At 42.9% G+C, this 19,354-nt stretch carries 15 protein-coding genes and 1 pseudogene; 1 reads left to right on the forward strand and 15 read right to left on the reverse strand.

The window, feature by feature from the left end:
- Window positions 1-320 precede the first annotated feature (320 nt).
- The 8 genes and pseudogenes from uxaC to G4V62_RS09180 form a co-directional block, all read right to left on the reverse strand.
- A complete protein-coding gene (uxaC, locus tag G4V62_RS09155; RefSeq protein WP_165201428.1) occupies window positions 321-1,724 on the reverse strand; it encodes a glucuronate isomerase in 1,404 nt (467 codons plus the stop codon).
- Window positions 1,725-1,740: 16 nt separating this feature from the next.
- The gene (locus tag G4V62_RS20825) at window positions 1,741-2,112 is read right to left on the reverse strand and encodes a DUF5110 domain-containing protein (protein ID WP_376768304.1); all 372 of its coding nucleotides are present in this window, start codon (window positions 2,110-2,112) and stop codon (window positions 1,741-1,743) included.
- 5 nt (window positions 2,113-2,117) lie between these two features.
- Window positions 2,118-3,866, reverse strand: a pseudogene (locus G4V62_RS20830) (TIM-barrel domain-containing protein).
- Window positions 3,785-4,135 (reverse strand): alpha-glucosidase domain-containing protein, encoded by a 351-nt coding sequence (locus G4V62_RS19825; protein ID WP_246218356.1) that lies wholly within the window; start codon window positions 4,133-4,135, stop codon window positions 3,785-3,787. The pseudogene G4V62_RS20830 and the gene G4V62_RS19825 overlap by 82 nt, the downstream one beginning before the upstream one ends.
- Before the next feature lie 19 nt (window positions 4,136-4,154).
- The gene (locus tag G4V62_RS09165) at window positions 4,155-5,453 is read right to left on the reverse strand and encodes a TRAP transporter large permease (RefSeq protein ID WP_165201550.1); all 1,299 of its coding nucleotides are present in this window, start codon (window positions 5,451-5,453) and stop codon (window positions 4,155-4,157) included.
- A gap of 11 nt (window positions 5,454-5,464) precedes the next feature.
- A complete protein-coding gene (locus G4V62_RS09170) occupies window positions 5,465-5,953 on the reverse strand; it encodes a TRAP transporter small permease (RefSeq protein WP_165201430.1) in 489 nt (162 codons plus the stop codon).
- Window positions 5,943-7,748 (reverse strand): beta-glucuronidase, encoded by a 1,806-nt coding sequence (gene uidA / locus G4V62_RS09175; RefSeq protein ID WP_165201432.1) that lies wholly within the window; start codon window positions 7,746-7,748, stop codon window positions 5,943-5,945. The genes G4V62_RS09170 and uidA overlap by 11 nt, the downstream gene beginning before the upstream one ends.
- 61 nt (window positions 7,749-7,809) lie before the next feature.
- Window positions 7,810-8,805 (reverse strand): TRAP transporter substrate-binding protein, encoded by a 996-nt coding sequence (locus tag G4V62_RS09180; protein WP_165201434.1) that lies wholly within the window; start codon window positions 8,803-8,805, stop codon window positions 7,810-7,812.
- Between the two features lie 125 nt (window positions 8,806-8,930).
- Here G4V62_RS09180 and G4V62_RS09185 point away from each other — a divergent pair, with 125 nt between their 5' ends.
- Window positions 8,931-10,097, forward strand: a complete 1,167-nt coding sequence (locus tag G4V62_RS09185; protein ID WP_165201436.1) for an ROK family transcriptional regulator — start codon at window positions 8,931-8,933, stop codon at window positions 10,095-10,097.
- A 117-nt stretch (window positions 10,098-10,214) separates the two neighbouring features.
- On the opposite strand, the gene G4V62_RS09190 is transcribed toward G4V62_RS09185, so the two are convergent.
- The 7 genes from G4V62_RS09190 to G4V62_RS09220 form a co-directional block, all read right to left on the reverse strand.
- Entirely contained in the window at window positions 10,215-11,591 is a 1,377-nt protein-coding gene (locus G4V62_RS09190) for a M17 family metallopeptidase (RefSeq protein ID WP_165201438.1), read from the reverse strand.
- Window positions 11,592-11,641: 50 nt separating this feature from the next.
- Complete coding sequence (locus tag G4V62_RS09195) at window positions 11,642-12,610, reverse strand: ABC transporter ATP-binding protein (protein WP_165201440.1); 969 nt, start codon at window positions 12,608-12,610, stop codon at window positions 11,642-11,644.
- Entirely contained in the window at window positions 12,607-13,593 is a 987-nt protein-coding gene (locus tag G4V62_RS09200) for an ABC transporter ATP-binding protein (protein ID WP_165201442.1), read from the reverse strand. Before G4V62_RS09200 ends, G4V62_RS09195 begins: the two co-directional genes overlap by 4 nt.
- A gap of 13 nt (window positions 13,594-13,606) precedes the next feature.
- Window positions 13,607-14,506, reverse strand: a complete 900-nt coding sequence (locus tag G4V62_RS09205; RefSeq protein WP_165201444.1) for an ABC transporter permease — start codon at window positions 14,504-14,506, stop codon at window positions 13,607-13,609.
- An 80-nt stretch (window positions 14,507-14,586) separates the two neighbouring features.
- Window positions 14,587-15,507 (reverse strand): nickel ABC transporter permease, encoded by a 921-nt coding sequence (gene nikB / locus G4V62_RS09210; protein ID WP_165201446.1) that lies wholly within the window; start codon window positions 15,505-15,507, stop codon window positions 14,587-14,589.
- Window positions 15,508-15,561: 54 nt separating this feature from the next.
- On the reverse strand, window positions 15,562-17,163 hold the full coding sequence (locus G4V62_RS09215; RefSeq protein ID WP_165201448.1) for a glutathione ABC transporter substrate-binding protein: 1,602 nt from the start codon (window positions 17,161-17,163) through the stop codon (window positions 15,562-15,564).
- Between the two features lie 561 nt (window positions 17,164-17,724).
- Entirely contained in the window at window positions 17,725-18,900 is a 1,176-nt protein-coding gene (locus tag G4V62_RS09220; RefSeq protein ID WP_165201450.1) for an ROK family transcriptional regulator, read from the reverse strand.
- Window positions 18,901-19,354: the final 454 nt, after the last annotated feature.

Raw genomic sequence — 19,354 nt, forward strand, 5'->3', positions numbered from 1 at the left:
AAATGGTGGGTAGATTCCATTTCGTATAATTCATGCATGTCAAAAAGGCTTAGTTGTCGTATAATGGTCATGGAAGTACATCTCCTTCTGTTCTATGGCTGTTTTCGTCGACTACCATTATACAGAATTTGGGGAGGTACTTCCTTTTTTATGTCTCGGAAGCCTTGCGTGGCAAGACCTTAGAATTATGAAATTCATTCATCTGCATGTTTTTATCTCCTACAAGAGAACGAGGAAAGCCTTCTGATCCTCTGATTCCGATCTGGTCATCACTCGTCGTTGACACCAAGTCCTTTAAGCAAAGGTTCACGAAGGCTTGTCTACACATACAAGTTAAAGTACCGGCGGGCATTGCCGTATGAAATGTCTTTTACATACGTGGCGAGCCAGTCGACATCGGCTGGAACCTTTCCTTTTTCAGCCCAATTGCCAAACAGATTACATAATATTCGCCGGAAATATTCGTGTCGTGAAAACGATAAAAACGAACGTGAATCTGTCAACATCCCGATGAAATGCTTAATTAGTCCAACATTGGCAAGAATTTTCATTTGTTCTTCCATGCCATCAATGTGATCGTTAAACCACCAAGCCGTCCCAAATTGGACCTTTCCAGGAATTCCTCCACCTTGGAAATTCCCTGCCATCGTCGCCAAGATGTAGTTATCACGTGGGTTTAAGCAATACAGAATTGTTTTCGGCAAACTGTCTTTGTATTCGATGGCGTCTAACAATCGTGAAAGCGGCTCAGCGAGCAAAGCATCACCAAGTGAGTCATAACCAGCATCTCTACCGATCCGCTCAAACATTTTCGTATTATTATTCCGCAACGCACCGATATGAAGCTGCATCACCCAGCCTTTTTCGTGATAGCAGGCGGCTAAATATCGCATCGTATACGTCTTAAATTGCTCTACTTCCATGGCCGTGAGTGGTTGATGATTCATTCGCTTCGCATAAATGGCCTTCGCTTGTTCTTCCGTTGCATCAGCGAAAAACATTTTCCCGATTCCATGATCCGCAGCTTTACAACCATGGACATCAAAGTGCTCAATTCGATCAGACAATGCTTCAAGAAACTGCATATAACTCGACAGGTCCCGACTTGTCGTCTCACTTAACGTTTGTACCCAATCACTAAACTCTGGCTGGTCAATATTTAACCCTTTGTCCGGTCGAAACGATGGCGCAACCTTTATAGGGACACCTTGGTCACTCATTGCTTTGTGGTGTTCCAACGTATCTGTCGGATCATCGGTCGTCCCGACAAATTCAACCCGGCTATTCAAAAGAAGCTGCTGTGTCGTCATCTGCTCGCTTTGTAGTGCGTCATTCGTCTCGTTCCATATGTTCTCAGCTGTTTCTGGACTTAAGACGTCATCAATCCCAAAGTAGTTTTTCAGCTCCATTTGTGTCCAATGAAACAAAGGGTTTCCTAACGTATGAGGCACTGTCTCTGCCCAAGCCTGGAATTTTTCTCGTTTTGAAGCTTCCCCCGTAATATAATGTTCATCGATGCCGTTTGCTCTCATCAGACGCCACTTATAGTGGTCGCCTTCCAGCCAGATGTCTGTGATGGTTTTAAAGGAGTGATTTTTGGCAATGTCATCTGGGGGTAAGTGATTGTGAAAATCAATAATTGGTAAATCTTTTGCATAATCATGGTACAATTGCCGCGCAATATCGTTTGTTAGTAAGAAATCCTCTGTGAGCAGACGGGACATGAACCTTCACCTTCCTTCATTCGTTTAGTAGCATCTCAAACACCGCTTGGTCACTACGTAGTGTTTCGCCGTTTACAATGATTGTCCGTTTTTCTGTGTCTGGAAAGTAAACGCGGATCTGTTCGTAAGGAAGAATATAATTTCCTCGTACAACTACCGTGACATCAACCTCTTGATCCGTTGTTGTCATCTTCACCTGAAGCCAGCTAGTGTCGCCTTTTTTGTACGCGACCGTTTCTCCATCATCCTCATAAAACACTTTCTCTATGTCATCATTCGTTTGCGATGGGAAAACGAGAAGTCCACGCTTATCGTGCTCCTTATTTGCAAATGTAATGGCGCCATCACGAATCGGGAATATTGCTCCCCCCTGTGCAAAGAGTGGCACCGTGTTCAAAGGGGCTGGCACACAAATCGTCTGACCTCCTTCATGCCACTGATTTGTGTTTACGTCATACCATCCTCTTTCATTTGCCGGTAAATAGACCGTTCGCTCTGTTTGCCCTTTTTCCATGACATTCGCTACGAGCAAATCTTCACCGACGAGGAAATCATCATTCTCTTTAAATGTATGCTCATCGTGTTCAAAATAATAGAAAGTCGGCGTGAGGATCGGTTTATATTCTGCATGGGCTAAATAAAGCAGGTGGTAAAAATACGGCATCCATTTCACCCGCTCCTTCATCCAGAAGCGAATAGCATCAATATATTCCTCATACATCCATGGCACATTGACGGTTTGGTCTTCATTCCACGAATGAATGGTAAAACGAGGGTGAAAAATTCCGTTTTGAATCCAGCGGACAAACAACTCAGGCTCTGGTGCCTTGCCTGCAAATCCGCCCACATCATGCCCGAAATTATAAATACCCGATAGACTTAAGCTGAGACCCATTTTTAAGTTGTAGCGAATGGTTTTCCATTCAGTAAAATTATCTCCTGACCACGTCTGCACGTACCGCTGCATTCCTGGTCCACCAGAGCGTGAGATTAAGTATGGCCGTTTGCAAGATTCATATTCCGTTTGCGCCGCAAAGGAAGCTTTCATCATTAAAAGGGTTTGGATCGGTTTAATCATCGCGACTGGGATCGGCTTGCCAAATCCATGTGCCAACGCTTTTTCGTCCCATATTTCATATTCATTGTTATCATTCCAGGTGGAATCGATCCCATATGCCAAGAGCGTATCTTTCACTTTGTGCTTCCACCAATCAATGGTCGACTCATTCGTGAAATCTAAATAAGACCCTAACGCATCCCAAAACTGTGATATCTCCGGCTTTGTTCCCGTTCGATCTTTGACAAAGAGCTCTTTTCCATAGCCTCTTGATAATGAGGGTGATCATCTAATAAAGCTGGTTTGATATTGGCACAAACGCGTATGCCATGCTCATGAAAATGATCGTTCATTCCTTCAGGATCAGGCACTTTCGACCGATTCCAGTTAAATACGTACCGCTTCTCACCGATCGACGTGTAGCCGGAGGATAGCTGAAACGAGTCACATGGGATATCGTATTTCTCGCACAATTCAACAAACCTTTTGAGTTGCTCTTGCGCATCCGGCGCATCTGTATACGTCATCGTTGAGCCTGAATATCCTAAGCTCCACTTCGGCGGCAGCAATGTCTTTCCTGTCAACCAAGAATACCGCTCCACGACACCTTTTACAGACGGTCCGAGCATAAAGTAGTAATCGAGATCACCATATTTTGCTTGATAATAACGATACAGCCCGTGGTAGTTATCCAGCTCTGCGCCCATATCAAATATGCTGTCAGATGGATTATCATAAAACAGCCCATATGAGGTACCTGTCTTTGGCGAACGCACAATGTAGAACGGGATATGCTTATACAATGGATCGGTGTGCTGTGCATCATAACCCATCGCATCAATGGTTCTCATTTGATAGCGTTTATGGTGCCGATCCATGTCGCCGCCCTTCTCACCAAGGCCATAATATTGCTCTTCCACATCACGCTCCATATAGTGAAAAACACCATCTCCAAGCTGTTCACGGAAGTTATAGCTTTGCGTTTTCCGGTCACCGGCGATCTTTACCCATCCACCTTCACCTTTCCGGTACCAATCGATAAAAAACCATTGAGGTGTACAGTGGCTTTCAGTTTCTTTGTAAATACGTGCACGATCCCCTCTTCCTCTTCAACGTCGTAATCTGGCAGAGAAAAAGGGGTGACATCAAATCGGTCTCGCCCTGCAAAAGGAATGTCCTCCATCCCTGGGGCGACGGCCCACGTTTGACGATGATCATACGTTTGCTCAAAGGAGCTATAGACCCGAAAGATGTCTTCTTCCAAAACATAAAGCATGACCTCTAGATCTCCGGATTGGAACGTTAATGGATGACCATATTTATTTGTTAATGTAAAAGGGATAACAGAAATCATTCGATCGTCTCCTTTCCGGTTACATCAGTCCAAAAAGTCGTGGCAAAGCAAGACTAATCCATGGAATATAAGTAACAAGCATTAAAGCTACAATGAGCGCTAAAAACATTTTCACTAATGGTCGCAGCACGGATTCAATTCGTACATTAGCGACACTACACCCGACAAACAAAGCACTGCCTACAGGCGGCGTCATAATTCCAATACAAAGGTTAAAGACGAGAACAATCCCGAAATGGACAGGGTCCATTCCGATCTCCATGGCAATGGGTAAAAAGATTGGTGTGAAAATTAACACCGCAGGCGTCAAGTCCATAAAAGTACCAACGATTAACAAAATGATATTCATGATTAAGAGAATGATAATTGGATTGTCGGACGCTTGTAAAAGAAGGTCACTAATGGCATTAGGAATACCAGTGTATGCCATTACCCATGACATAATCGACGATGCCCCAACGAGAAATAAAACAATGCCTGTCATCACAACGGTTTCTCGAAGAATGTCAGGAATATCTTTTAGCTTAATCTCCCGGTAGATTGCCGCTAAGATGATTGAATACAAAACAGCGACCGCCGCACCTTCTGTCGCCGTAAAAATACCTGCAACAATACCACCAATCACGATAACAATGAGCAACAAGCTCGGGATTGCATCCAGGACAACCTTCAAGCCTTGCGAGAAAGTCGGGCGCTCAGCCACAGGATAGGATGCTTTTTTTGCTAAGAAGTAAGCGACGACCATGACAGCGATCCCCATCAAAATACCGGGGAGATAACCAGCCATAAATAGTGCTGAAATGGATGTTCCTCCACTCACTAAAGAGAACAAAATCAATACCCCACTCGGAGGGATTAATAGACCAGCTGGAGATGAAGCGATGTTGACGGCTGCTGAGAAAGATTTGTCGTAGCCTTCTTTTTCCTGCAACGGTGTCATCACTCGACCCATGGCGGCCGCTGACGCAACAGCAGACCCCGATATCGAACCAAACAACATATTTCCGACAACATTCGTGTGTGCCAAGGAGCCCGGCAGCCTTCCCCCGATCAATTTAGCTAAATTAATTAATCGAAGGGCGATTCCCCCATTGTTCATAATGCTCCCAGAGAGGATAAAGAAGATTACGGCCAACAAAGCAAAGCTATTGATTCCCTGTACCATTTTTTGTGCAGCTGTAAAAACAGCCACATCGATTGGTACAACTGTCAAAGCAGTAATAAACGAAGCTACACCGATTCCGACAGAAATCGGCACACCAATAGCGAGCAAGACAAAAAACACACCAAATAAAATGATCGACGCTTGCAATGCCATGTCCATATCCTCTACACCTCCTCACGCTGTTGCATCTCTTGCTGGTATTCCTTGAGTAGCAGTAATTTGTAAATGACAATCAAAATACCGCTAATCGGCAAAATCGAATAAACATAGCCCATCGGTATATTTAAAATAGGTGTCGTTTGGGACATCGTAATGCTCACTACTTCGATGCCACCCTTGAACATAATGAGAATCGCAAACGCTAAAATAATCAAATCGTTGATGATTCTTATACTTAGACGACTCTTTCCTTTAAACTTCTCTTTTAAAAAGGTAATCGCCAAATGCTGATTAGTGCCAAATGCATACGTTGCACCCAAAATCGCCGTCCAGACAAGCAAGAAGCGCAGCAATTCACCAGTCACTGTGCTCGGAGCACCTAAAACGTAGCGGCTCGTCACTTGCCAGAGCGCACCCGCGACAAGAACAAAAGTAAATAAGGACGTGACTCCTAAAATGGTGCGATCCAAAATTAATTTAATCTTATCGACCATGCCTATCCCTCTCCTTATGTGAAAGCCACCTTGCCTTCAGCGTGGCCTGCGCCATCTTAGGCTGACGATCACGGGTAAAGATGCCTTTTTTATTGCCGTCCACCCGAACCGTATCTTGCTTCGTCATAAAGTCAGCAAAATTCCATACCTGTTCACCGATCACACTTGGCATTTCATCAAATACTTGATGATACGTTTCTAAAAATTCAACCTGAAACTCTTCTGTAAACATCACAGAAGGCATCTTATGCAACCCAGCGACCGTATCGACACCATATTCAGTAATAACGACCGGCTGTTCATGCGTGTTTTCCCATCGCTCCAAGTAATCGGTAAGGTCTCTCTTCCCAGCTTCTAAATTGCCCGGTGTCGAATACCACCCAAAGTAAACGTTGAGACCAATCACATCGACGAGCTTCGATACGTAGCATCGCTCAGGCTCAATCAACATGAGATTCACATTCATGATTGGACGACGATCCCGCTTCCTGACCTCATCAATCAAACGTTGATAATAGACTTCTGCCTCAGGCTCCATCGTCGAGGCCTCATTGGAAAGAGACCACATAATGACACTCGGATGGTTTCGGTCGCGCTCAATCAAACGAATCACAGTGTCCATATGATAATCAGCTAAACGATCAGAAATTCTCCCATTACTAAATACTGGTGCAAGATCGCCCGTCGCAGGGACGCCTTGGCTTAATAACCCGACCGCAGACGTTTCATCAATGACTAAAAATCCTATTTCATCAGCCATTTGTAACACTTCTTCCGCATAAGGATAATGCGCTGTGCGGAAAGAATTGGCACCTGTTTCCTTCATCAAATACATATCTCTCATCATCATGACCGGATCATGACCTTTACCGCGTACATCCGCATCCTCGTGCTTACCAAACCCTTTTAAGTAGACTGGCTCATGGTTGAGCAATAGCTGTCTATTTTTAACTTCAACTTTACGCACACCAATATTCAAAGGGTAGTGATCGACGATGTTTCCATCTTCACCAGTGACTGTGACGTCAAGCTTGTACAAGTAAGGATGATCTGGTGACCATAACTGAACATGCGGAATGCTCATAGAAGCCGTCGTTCCAGTTCCAGTTGCAACGCTTTGGCCCTCTTTTGTGAGCACCTCATAATGGATTTCTCCACGACCTGAAAAATGTCCCTCAACCGAAACAATTCCTGTTTCCCCATTAAAATCAGTATCAACCTGCACTGATGTAATATGTTCTTTTGGCACAGTATAAAGCGTCACCGGCCGGTGGATGCCTGCATAATTAAAGAAGTCATGCTGCTGATGGAGCGTTTTTTTCACTTCACCTTCTGGCGTTTTTTCTTCGGTCACTTCCCCTGGCGGCAGCATGTCCCAAGTTAATTCGTTGTTGACCTTGACCGTAATTCGGTTTAGACCATTTTTAATTAACAACGGTGTAATCTTGGCTTCAAATGGCAGGAAACCGTTATGATTAGTCACTGCTAACGCCCCATTGACCCACACAGTTGCCGTATGTGAAACAGCACCAAACCGTAGCATGACCGTTTCAGTGAACCATTCGTTCGGTAGATACGTCGTTGTTTCATACCAAACATCACCAACATAATCTCTCATTTCCTGTGACGTCGTTATATCGTTAAAACTTGATGGAACAGGCATATGTATGGACGACGGAAGCCCTTGGGCTGGCCACCCATGCTCTTCTCCAAGGGAATTGGCATCCAATTGAAAGTTCCATATTCCGTCTAAGGTTTTTGTTTGTCTTGTTGTCGTTGTTTTTGGATAAAGCAAAGCTTCCGCCTCCTTCAATAGATAGGGAAAAGGTGCCCTATACAAGCACCTTTAAAATTTATTATTTTAACGCTTTCATATCTTCAATGATTTGTGCAATATCTTCGTCTTTCATAAACTCATCGTGTAGTGGTTGAACAGCATCAATAAATGGCTCTTTCTCCACTTCGTAAAATTCTACACCCATCTCTTCTGCATCTGTAACAGCTTCATCCATCGCCTTGTTCCAAATTTCTGTATGATATTTAGTTGCTTCTTGAGCTGCTTCTTCTAATGCCACTTTGTGTTCGTCAGATAAGCTGTCCCACGTTTTTTGACTAATAATCGCCACATCAGGAATCATCGTATGCTCATTGAATGAGAACGCCTTTGCTACCTCGCCGTGCTTTCCAGTCGTCAGAGCCGTCGGGTTACTCTCAGCACCATCAACGACGCCTTGCTGTAGAGCTGTGTAAATCTCACCGTAAGGCATCGGTGTTGGGGTGCCACCCAACAGCTCAACCATTTGAATCGCTGTCGGACTATCCATGACACGGATTTTTAACCCCGCTAAATCTGCCGGTGTCTGAATTGGGGTGTCTTTTGTGTAAAAGCTACGAGCACCAGAATCAAAATAAGTCAACCCGAGAAACCCTTGATCTGCAGTGGATTGGTAAATCCCCTGAACGACATCTGACTCCATAACCGTTCTATAATGCTCTTTGCTTTCAAAAATATAAGGTAATGAGAACACTGAATACTCGCTTGCGAAGCTTTCCAATGCACCTGCGCTTACTTTTGTCATATCAACAGCACCACTTTGCAGCTGCTCTAAGACCTCTTTCTCACTTCCAAGAACGCCGTTTGCAAAAAGCTTCACGGTGACTTCACCGTTCGTTTTTTCTTCCACACCTTCAGAAAAATTCTCCAATGCTTTATGAACAGGGTGCTCTTCACTCAAATTATGGGCAAGTCTGAGCTGTTTGGCATCACCACTGGCTCCATTGGAACCTCCACACCCAGCAAGTAACAATAGACTACATAAAAAAACCGTCGACAAAAGATAGATTTTTTTCATTTTACAGCTCTCCCCCTTAATCATGATGTCGCTTTCATCACTTTGTTTGTTTACACAACAAACTGTCAGTCATATAATAAAGTGAAATAGAATAGATTTCAAGTGTTTTTTGAAAGGGGTTTCAGATGAGTACCGGGGATGCTACGTATATCAAGACTTTAAACAAAAGAATCTTAGTAGAGAAAATAATAGAACACCGTTCGATTTCCCGAATCGAGCTCTCGCGATTAACCGGATTAAACCGCTCCACTGTCTCGGCACAGATCAATGATTTAATGGAGGATCAGCTCGTTTTAGAACGTCCGTCAGAGATATCTAGCGGTGGCAGAAAGCCTATCCTTCTGCAAATGAATGAAAATGCTGGCTACACGATCGGTATCGATATTGACTTTCCATACACACGCGTTCAAATGACTAATTTATTAGGAAAACCATTAAAAACCGATCATATACACACAAAAATTGAAGAATACGACTTGAATATTCCTAAAATTATCTCTTCCATAAAAGCGACTGTAAGTGAATATGATCTGAAGTATTCTCCAAAAGGGCTCATCGGCATTGGGATTGGGATTCACGGAATTGTTAACAACAATCACCATGTCGTCTTCACACCAAAGCTAAATTGGATCGATATTGACTTAAAAGAAAAGATGAAACAGCATTTTAACGTACCTATTTTCATTGATAACAACGCCAATTTAAGCGTTTATGCGGAGCAAGTGTATCATTGTCCAACGCCAGATTTATTCAGTATTACGATGTCTTCTGGTATCGGTCTTGGCGTACTGAAAGGCAATCAGATTGATCGAGGCTACCAAGGTTTTTCTGGGGAGATCGGTCATATGATTGTTGAACCTAAGGGACTTCCTTGCACGTGCGGAAATCGAGGGTGCTGGGAGCTCTACTCCTCTGAACGAGCATTGTTGAACGAGCTCGTAGCGCGAGGATTGGATGCAGACAATTTCGAGGCCATTGATTTTGCTGACGTACTGGAAAAATATCCAGCTACAATTGAGCGATTTCTCGATTATTTAGCGATTGGCTTGAATAACATCATTAATATTTTCAATCCGCAAACAATCATTATTAACAGTGAGTTTCTTCACAGACAGAAGTTTCTCTTAGACCGTCTTAGAGGGCGCTTACATTCTAAAATGAATCATTATGAGTCCATTGTAACGTCCATATTAGGAAAAGACGCCGTTTCTTTAGGGGGCGCCATGCTGGCTTTAAAACATTATTATAAAATAAATACATTGAATTTGAGTGCTTATGAATATTACAAGTAGGTCACTTCTTCACCTAAACAAAATAAAGAGTCCGGTGGATTGTTTTCCCGGACTCTCACTTTTTCTCCATCTACTATCGAAAAGGGGATCTTTGTAGCTGATACTCTTGCTTGAACCTCACTTAACAAACTCCGCCTGCACGATTTCTGTCAATAACCGCGCGCCAAAGCCTGCTGCGCCATCAACATGATACCCTTGCACTTTCCACGGACGCGCAGTATTTGCCATATCAATGTGCACCCATTTCCGGTCTTCTTCAACAAAATGATGTAAGAAAACCGCCGCCGTAATGGCACCACCGAAAGAAGAAGTACCTAAATTGTTGACATCAGCACAATCGCTTTTCAAATGTGTCTTATAGTCAAGAATCAAAGGCATCGGCCACACAGGGTCACCCGTAAGCTCGCCCATCGCTTTATACTTCCATAAATCCGCTTCACAATTACTAAAGATACCGGCTGTTTTCAACCCGAGCGCATGACCGATCGATCCTGTCAACGTAGCAATATCGATGATCGTCGTTGCGCCTAGCTCTTGGGCATGCAAAATGCCATCGGCTAAGATCAGGCGTCCTTCCGCATCTGTATTTCCAACCTCGACAGTAATTCCATTGCTATATTTGATCACATCTGAAGGGAGAAAGGCGTCCTTTCCAGCCACATTTGTCACCATCGGTATAACAGCAGTGACGTGAACAGGCGCATTCATATCCGCCAACAGCTTCATGGCACCGACCACCGCTGCAGAGCCGCCCATATCCATTTTCATTTCAGCAATGTCACGGCCGGTCTTAACGTTGACACCACCAGAATCAAACGTTACACCCTTCCCGACGAGCGCGACGTGATGACCTTCGCTATTGTTAAAGGTTAAGACAGCACATTTCGGTGGATAACCGCTCCCCTTGCCAACGGTCGCTGTCCCTTTAAAGCCTCTTTGCTCTAACTCATCCGCTTCAATGATATCTACTTGGACTTTCGAATCCCGAAAGATTGTTTTTAAACGATCTGCATATAGGCTCGGTGTTAATTGGTTGGCAGGCTCGTTACATAAATCGCGGGTCAGGTTCACCGCATTTGCGCGCGTTTGGGCAGTTTTCACACATACTCCATATTGCTCTGTATCCATTGCTAAGGCTGGAATGTTGGTCTCCTGCTCTTTTTTATAATGCAAAAATTGATACCCGCCTAAATACCAACCTTCGAGAAAAGCTGTTACGACATCTTCAACAGAAAAACCGTCAAAGCCGGAGGCGAGTTTTTCAAAGTCGACGCTTACGCCTGTAAACGTATAACCCTTCACGGCTTTCACCGTCTCGCCACCTAGAAAACGAATATCTTCGACGGACTTCTCTGCTTTCTTCATTCCAAGCAAAAGATAAAATTGTTGGTCAGCTTGCGCAACACTTGTTTTTCCAAATTCAATCATGGTCGGATCAATGATCAAACCCTCTGTTTCTTCAACCTTTTCGATTGGTCTTACTACGATTTTCACGATGTCAACTCCTCCATCCATACAGCCTAAAATCATATGTTACTCTTTTATCAGTATAAATGACAAGCCGTCACATGTCCCTCGTCTATTTCTTTCATTTCCGGAACTTTCGTTCGACAAACGTCCATAGCAAACGGACACCTCGTATGGAATTTACATCCGCTCGGAGGATTAGAAGCGCTAGGAATCTCTCCACGTAAGACAATTTCTTCACGCTTTCTCTTCGGATCCGGTTGAGGAATAGAAGACAAAAGTGCTTGTGTATATGGATGCTTTGGACTTTCAAATAACTGTTGTTTTGAAGCGACCTCGACAAGATTACCTAAATACATGACACCGACGCGATCACTAATATGCTCAACAACACTGAGGTCGTGAGAAATAAATAAATACGTTAGATCATACTCTTCTTGCAAATCCTTCATAAGGTTCAATATTTGTGATTGAATTGAAACGTCTAGTGCTGAGACGGGCTCATCCGCAATAATGATTTCAGGTCGCAAAATAAGAGAACGTGCAATCCCAATTCTTTGCCGTTGTCCACCACTAAACTCATGCGGGTATTTTTCTAAGTGAAATTCGCTAATCCCACATTTCCCCATCAATTCTGTCACGAGCTGATCCTTCTCAGCAGACGGCATTTTAGGATAATGAATCGTCAATGGCTCCAACAAAATGTCCTTAACCTTCATCCGGGGGCTAAGCGACGCATATGGGTCTTGAAAAACCATTTGCATAGGCTTACGGTATTTTTTCCATTCCTTTTCCGAAAGGTTGGTTAAGCGTTCGCCTTTATAAATAACCTCGCCCGAATCTGTCTTGATTAATCCGTTGATTAAACGTCCTGTTGTTGATTTGCCACAACCAGATTCTCCAACCAATGAAAAAGTCTCACCTTTTTTAATCGAAAACGAAACGCCGTCCACAGCCTTAACGACCTTTTTTTCAGCAAACCACTTCTTCGTCAGCGGAAAGTGTTTTTTTACATCTTTGACTTCAACTAAGATTTCGTCTTTCATTCGGTCATCGCCCCTGCCTTTGGTTTATAAAGCCAACACCGGCATGAATGTCCGCCTTCCTTGACCAACTCTGGCTCTTCAGTCTGACAAACATCCATCACATCTGGACACCTTGGTGCGAATTTGCAGCCCACTGGCATATTTGCTGGACTCGGGACTGTACCTGGTATGGAATGAAGCCGTTTGACACCTGATCCGATTTTCGGCACAGAAGCAATTAACCCTTTTGTATACGGATGTTTCGGATTCTCAAAGAGCTCCTCAACCGTCGTTTCCTCAACAACTCTCCCTGCGTACATGACGATCACCCGGTCACACACTTCAGCAACAACGCCTAAATCGTGTGTGATCATTAAGATGCCCATGTCATTTTCCTGTTGAACTTCTTTCATCAACTTTAAAATTTGCGCCTGAATCGTCACGTCCAAAGCTGTTGTCGGTTCATCGGCAATTAATAGGGAAGGCTTACATGAGATTGCCATGGCAATCATGACACGCTGCCTCATCCCTCCTGACAATTGGTGCGGATATTCATCCATCATTTCTTTCGCCCGAGGGATACCGACAGATTCTAGTATTTTCACAGCATGAGCAGTTGCATCCGCCTTTGACATCTTCATATGGAGCTGGATGGGCTCGCGCAACTGTTTGCCGATTTTCAACACTGGATTTAAGGAGGTCATTGGCTCTTGAAAGATCATCGCTAATTCCTTCCCGCGATAACGTTTCATATTTGCCTCGGACAATTGGACTAAATCTTGATCGTTATAAAGCACTTGCCCTCCGGTAATTTTTCCAGGTGTATCGTGCAGAAGCCTCATAATTGATAAAGAGGTGACACTTTTACCACAGCCGGATTCTCCGACAATGCCGACGATCTCACCTTTATCTACATGAAAACTAATACCATGTACGACGGTTTGCATCCCTTTATCGGTTTTAAAGGCTGTTTGCAGCTCGTTTACTTGGAGTAAGTGATCCATTCTATCCCTCCTCTTAATCTTTTGTTTTAGGGTCTAATACATCTCTCAACCCATCACCTAATAGATTGAAAGCTAAAACGGTCAGGAAGATAATTAAGCCGGGAAAGAAGACGAGGTGAAATGCTGAATCGATGTAATCCCTTGATTTACTAAGCATCGCGCCCCAGTCTGGTGATGATGGCTCTGCACCTAAGCCTAAAAAGCTCAAACTCGCCGCAGCTAAGATGGCTGTTCCTACTTTCATCGTAAAATAGACAATGATGGTGGAAACAGTTTCTGGAAAAATGTGCTTCCAAATGATGCGTTTGTTACTCGCTCCAATAGATCTCGTCGCTTCAACAAACAGCATTTCTTTGGCTTCTAACGTTGCACTGCGCACAATTCTGGCAAACGAAGGAATGCTGAAGAAAGACACGGCGATGACGACATTTCTCATACCAGGCCCTAAAATGGCTACAATACCGATCGCCAAAATCAAGTCTGGAAACGCAAATAAGACATCACAAACCCTCATGATGAGCCGATCAATCCATTTTCCAAAGAAACCACTAATGAGTCCTAAAATCGTGCCCAATATGGCCCCTAGGATAACCGCTGAAATACTGACTGATAATGTTAGTCTAGCACCTACAGCCAGCCGGCTTAAAATATCTCTGCCAAAGGCATCTGTACCAAAAAGGTGTTCTGCGGTTGGTGGCTCAAGAACCCGATTATAATTTGGTTCTGCAGAATCATAGGGAACGACATATGGACCGATGATCATAATGAGAACCAAGAAAAGAATGAAGAAAAGAGAAATGAGTGCCGGCTTTTTCTTACGAAACTCTCTCCAAAACTGAAAGAAACGAGTCTCTTTTCGTTCCGCGACAATAGGTTCCGAATTCACAACGTTAGGTTGTTGAATATCACTCATACGAAGCCTCCTTACAAACATTTTTTAGCGCCCTTATACCTAGTAAGTTTTTGATAAAGTAGGCTTTTAAGCTTTATACATTACTGATAGCGTATTTTTGGATTTAAGAAGCTGTATACGATATCAACGAGTAGATTCACTAAAATAAACTGCAATGAAAATAGCAAAATTTCAGCTTGGACAACCGGATAATCTCGCATTTGAATCGAATCAATTAATAATCTTCCAAGTCCGGGAAAACTAAAAACCGTTTCAACGACGACAGAACCGCCTAAAAGAAAGCCAAACTGGAGTCCTGCTACTGTCACTACTGGAATTAAGGAATTTTTTAACGCATGTCCGAAAACAATGGCACGACTACCAAGCCCTTTTGCCCGTCCCGTTCTGATGTAATCTTGCTTCATCGTATTGACAAGTGAAGAACGTGTAAACCGCGCAATCATCGCCATAATACCTGCTCCTAAAGCAAAAGAAGGTAAAATGTAGCTTTGCCACCCTTCATTACCGCCCGTCGGCAACCATCCCAGTTGGACTGAGAAAATTTGAATCAGTACAAGACCTACCCAGAAGTTCGGGAGAGAGATACCTGAAACTGCCGTCAGCATCCCTAAATGATCTGGCCATCTATTACGAAACACAGCAGATACGATCCCAAGCAAAATACCAATGACAAGCGCCCAGCTGATGCTCATAAACGTCAAGCCCAGTGTTGGCATAATTCGATCACCAATCAGCTCACTCACTGGCGCACCTGATTGAATTGAATAACCTAAGTTACCGGAAAGCAGATCCTTCAGATATAGAAAATATTGTTCAAGTAAAGGTTTATCAAGGCCTAGGTTTTCTCTTATGGCTTGTACTTCCTCTAATGTTGCCTTTTTGCCCGCGATCAACCGAGCTGGATCACCTGGAATTAAATGTATAAACATAAAAATGACGAATGAAACAACGAGCAAGAGAGGTATTAAACCTAGAACACGTTTTAATATGTACTGCCACATTGTTCAGCACCTCCAAAGAAGGGGAGCTAATCGTGATCAGCTCCCACATCATTCTTATTTTAATTGCGCATTCTTAATGCTGATGGAACCATCAGGCAACACGTACACACCCTCTAAATGATCTGGGTGCCCTGACAACAACGTATCTACCCCTAGGAAAATCCATGGTGCGTCTTCATAGACTTCACTTTGGATATTCGCATAAATGTCTGCTTGCTCTTCAGGGTCAGCCGTTTGATTTGCCGCATTAATCCATTCGTCGACTTGACTGTTGTTGTAGTAAGCTGTATTCGCTCCATTTGGCGGGAAATACTCAGTGCTGAAGAGTGAGCGTGTCGCGCCATCCGCATCACCGGATGATGGAGACCAGCTGACATACCACATTTGAACTTTAGCCTCTTCTGGTGTTTGCGGTGTGTAGATCTCGTTAGATAACGTTCCTTCTTCCATCGACTTGATCGTGACATCGATACCGATCTGCGCGAGCTGCTGTTGAATAAATTCCATGCCTTTAATTGTTTCAGAGCTCGTATTACCCCAGATTTCTGCTTCAAATCCGTCCTCATATCCTGCTTCAGCCATCAATTCCTTCGCTTTTTCTACATCAAATGTGTATGGCTCTTGTTGTGAGTAGAATTGTGTTTCCGAAGACATTGTTGAATCTAAAATATTTCCATATCCATTTTTGACAACTTGGATATACGCTTCCTTATTTACTGCTAAGTTCATCGCTTTCCGAACGTTTTCGTTATCAAAAGGTTCCATGAATGTGTTGATGGATACATACCTTGCAATTGTAGAAGGTGTTTGTTCAATAACGATCCCTTCTTCTTTTTCCAACTCGCTTACATTTTGTTGTGGAACTGGATAAACAAAATCGGCTTCGCCTGTTTTCAACATCGCTGCTCTTGCACCATTCTCAGGAACTGGCTTGTATGTGACTTGCTCAACATTTGTTGCTTCTGGGTCCCAATACTCAGCATACTTAGTGACAACGAGGGAGTCCCCTTGATTCCATTCACTAAACTGAAATGGGCCTGTACCTACAGGGTTTAAGGAAAGCTCTTTACTGTCATCGTTAATCGCAGCAGGGCTGGCCATTGGCACCATCGCAAATTTATTGAGCATCGCACTAAACGGCTCGCTTAAGATAAATTTAACTTCATAATCATTAACGACTTCAAGGCTGTCAATGTATTGAAAACTACGTTTTGCACGAAGGTCATTCTCTTCATCCATAATGCGATTAAAGTTCGCCTCTACGGCTGCCGCGTTGAAAGGCTCACCATCGTGGAATGTTACATCTTCTCTTAGCTTAAACGTATATGTTAACGTATCTTCGCTGACGGTATAATCTTCTGCCAATACTGGAACAACGTCCATGTTTTGGTCAAACCCGACAAGTCCTTCATACATCGATCTCGTACCAAAAATGGAAACTGTATCGCCAGCATTGTGAGGATCCAGTGTGACGAAGTTTTGGTCTATCGCAATGTTAATTTCTTTACTTCCGTTGTCGCTTCCACTACTTTCACTAGCACCATTTCCTGAGCTAGAGCTCGGGCTAGGGCTAGATTCTGAACCTGATGAACATGCTGAAATGACAAATATTGCAGAAATGATGAATGCAAGCAATCCAAACGATCTTTTTCTCATGCTAATTTCCCCCTGTTTCAATTCATTTTACTAAATCATACAGCTCGACTGCCTATGCCCCTAGTGCGTTACATAGATGATGATGTATTTTACAACCTTGCTCCAAAATGCCCCATATACGCTATTGAAATAGTTTGACAATAACTTGAGACGAGCACACGCCATCTCCAACACGTAACCGCAGCACAATCAATGTCTTACATCATTTAGCCTTTCTGATTCCCCCTTTGTCTGTCTGTTGTGCAAGGCTGCGAGTGTATTCATTACATCAGCGATGTCTCACCTTGCACGTTGCTATTGATCTATTTAAACATTCGGGACAACGTGTTTTAAAAATCTCTTAATTCCCTTGTAGACAGGGTTGAATGAAATCTACTTACGATCAGACACTGTTCTTTAAGTCATCATGCTTTTGCTCATGTTAAGGTTGTTAATTGAAGCGTTTTCATCACGGATTGAGAAATGAACGATGAATTAACCATGCTTTTGCGAATTGAACTCTTCAACCAGCTTCCAAAGATGAATGAGCTGCATGTTAAAAACCTCTTTTCTGCTCCAATGTCATTTTGTTTCTTTATTAAAATGAATATTTTTAATGAAATCGTGTTGGATCCCCATAGCTGCACCAATTACGACACCATGCACGCCTGTTTTTGTCGTTCTGATTCGAAAGGATTCTGTCACAGGCGCCCAAATTTGATCTTTACATTTTTGAATAATTTGTTCCTTAATCTTCGGGTACTTGTCAATGAGCGTACCTGTTAGTACGACAGTATCTGGATTATACATACATACGACATTATTAATCGTAATGGCTGCATAAATGATCGCTTTATCTAGTATTTTCACTGCCCATTTCTCTCCCAATTGATAATTGGCATACAATTCTTCCATGGTGTGAATCGGCACTGTTTTCGATGCCTCTTGCAATAGGAATTTTTCGGCAATATACGTCTGCAAGCACCCGAAATTACCACAAGGACAATAGATACCAAACGGATCAACAATTGTATGTCCGATCTCGCCTGAGAAGTTGCCCTCACCTCGATAGATCTGTCCATTTGAAATTAATGCTGATCCAACGCCGCTTCCAAAACCAATCATCGCAATCGTCGTTTCCTGTTCAGGCTGCGGATCGATGTTGTATTCGGCGAGAGCGAGCAATTTCATCTCATTATCAACTGACACCGAGAAGCCTAGCTGTTCTTCTAGCATTTTTTTTAACGGAACTTGCTTCCAGCTGAATTGTGCAGATATCTTCACTTCACCTGTTTCGTGTTGTACGAGACCAGGTAAACCGACACAAACACCGACAATCTTATCTGCATTGATATTTTCTTTCTGAATCAACGCTTGAATACGCTGTGTGATGAAGCCTACGATTTCATGTGGATCAGTGGACGCAAACTTTAAATGTTCCAACACAATTAATTTACCGACAAAATTCATAAAGCCGATTCGGAGATCATTTTGGTTCAGTTCTACACCGATAGATAGTACAGAATGTTCATTCGGGACAAAATGCGTTGCCTTCCTCCCGATCCCTTCACTCAGAATGTTGATTTCACGAATGAGATCCTCTTCTAATAGAGTAGCAACAATCCGCGAAGCGGACGTTGGACTCATTCTCGTCCGTTTAGAAATTTCAGCACGGGAGATGGGTCCATGATTTAAAATCATTTCCAGAACTAAACTTTGATTTTCTCGCTTTAAGAAATCTTGATTTTTAATTCTCATTCGATCACCTTAGCAACATCATGTTATATACTGCCTGATAATTTTAAATAAAAGTGATAAAAATATAAGTTTTACAACTTTTAAAAACAAATTTTACCATTAGTTTCTCCTGTGAAGTTATTAAGTAGTATAAATTAGCGAGAAATACCCGTCAATATATTTGTGAAAGTAAAAATATTTTCGAAGGGATATATTCTTGCAAATAAGTTGTTTTCATTTACAAGGCATATGTGTTTATCTGGAGAACATTTTTACGTAATTGCTCATTATTCTATGAAAGAGATATCATGCTCGGAAACTCCCTCATGACATAAAAAAACACTAGCGCATGTTTTTTTGTATGCTAGTGGTTTTTGTATTTATAAATTGGACATTCAAAGTTCTCGTTGGAAGTTACTAGTCATTTAAGTCATTTGTGTACCTTTTCTCTGTTGTCCATATTACCCGAAGGATT

It is taken from the genome of Litoribacterium kuwaitense, assembly GCF_011058155.1.
Classification (GTDB): domain Bacteria; phylum Bacillota; class Bacilli; order Bacillales; family DSM-28697; genus Litoribacterium; species Litoribacterium kuwaitense.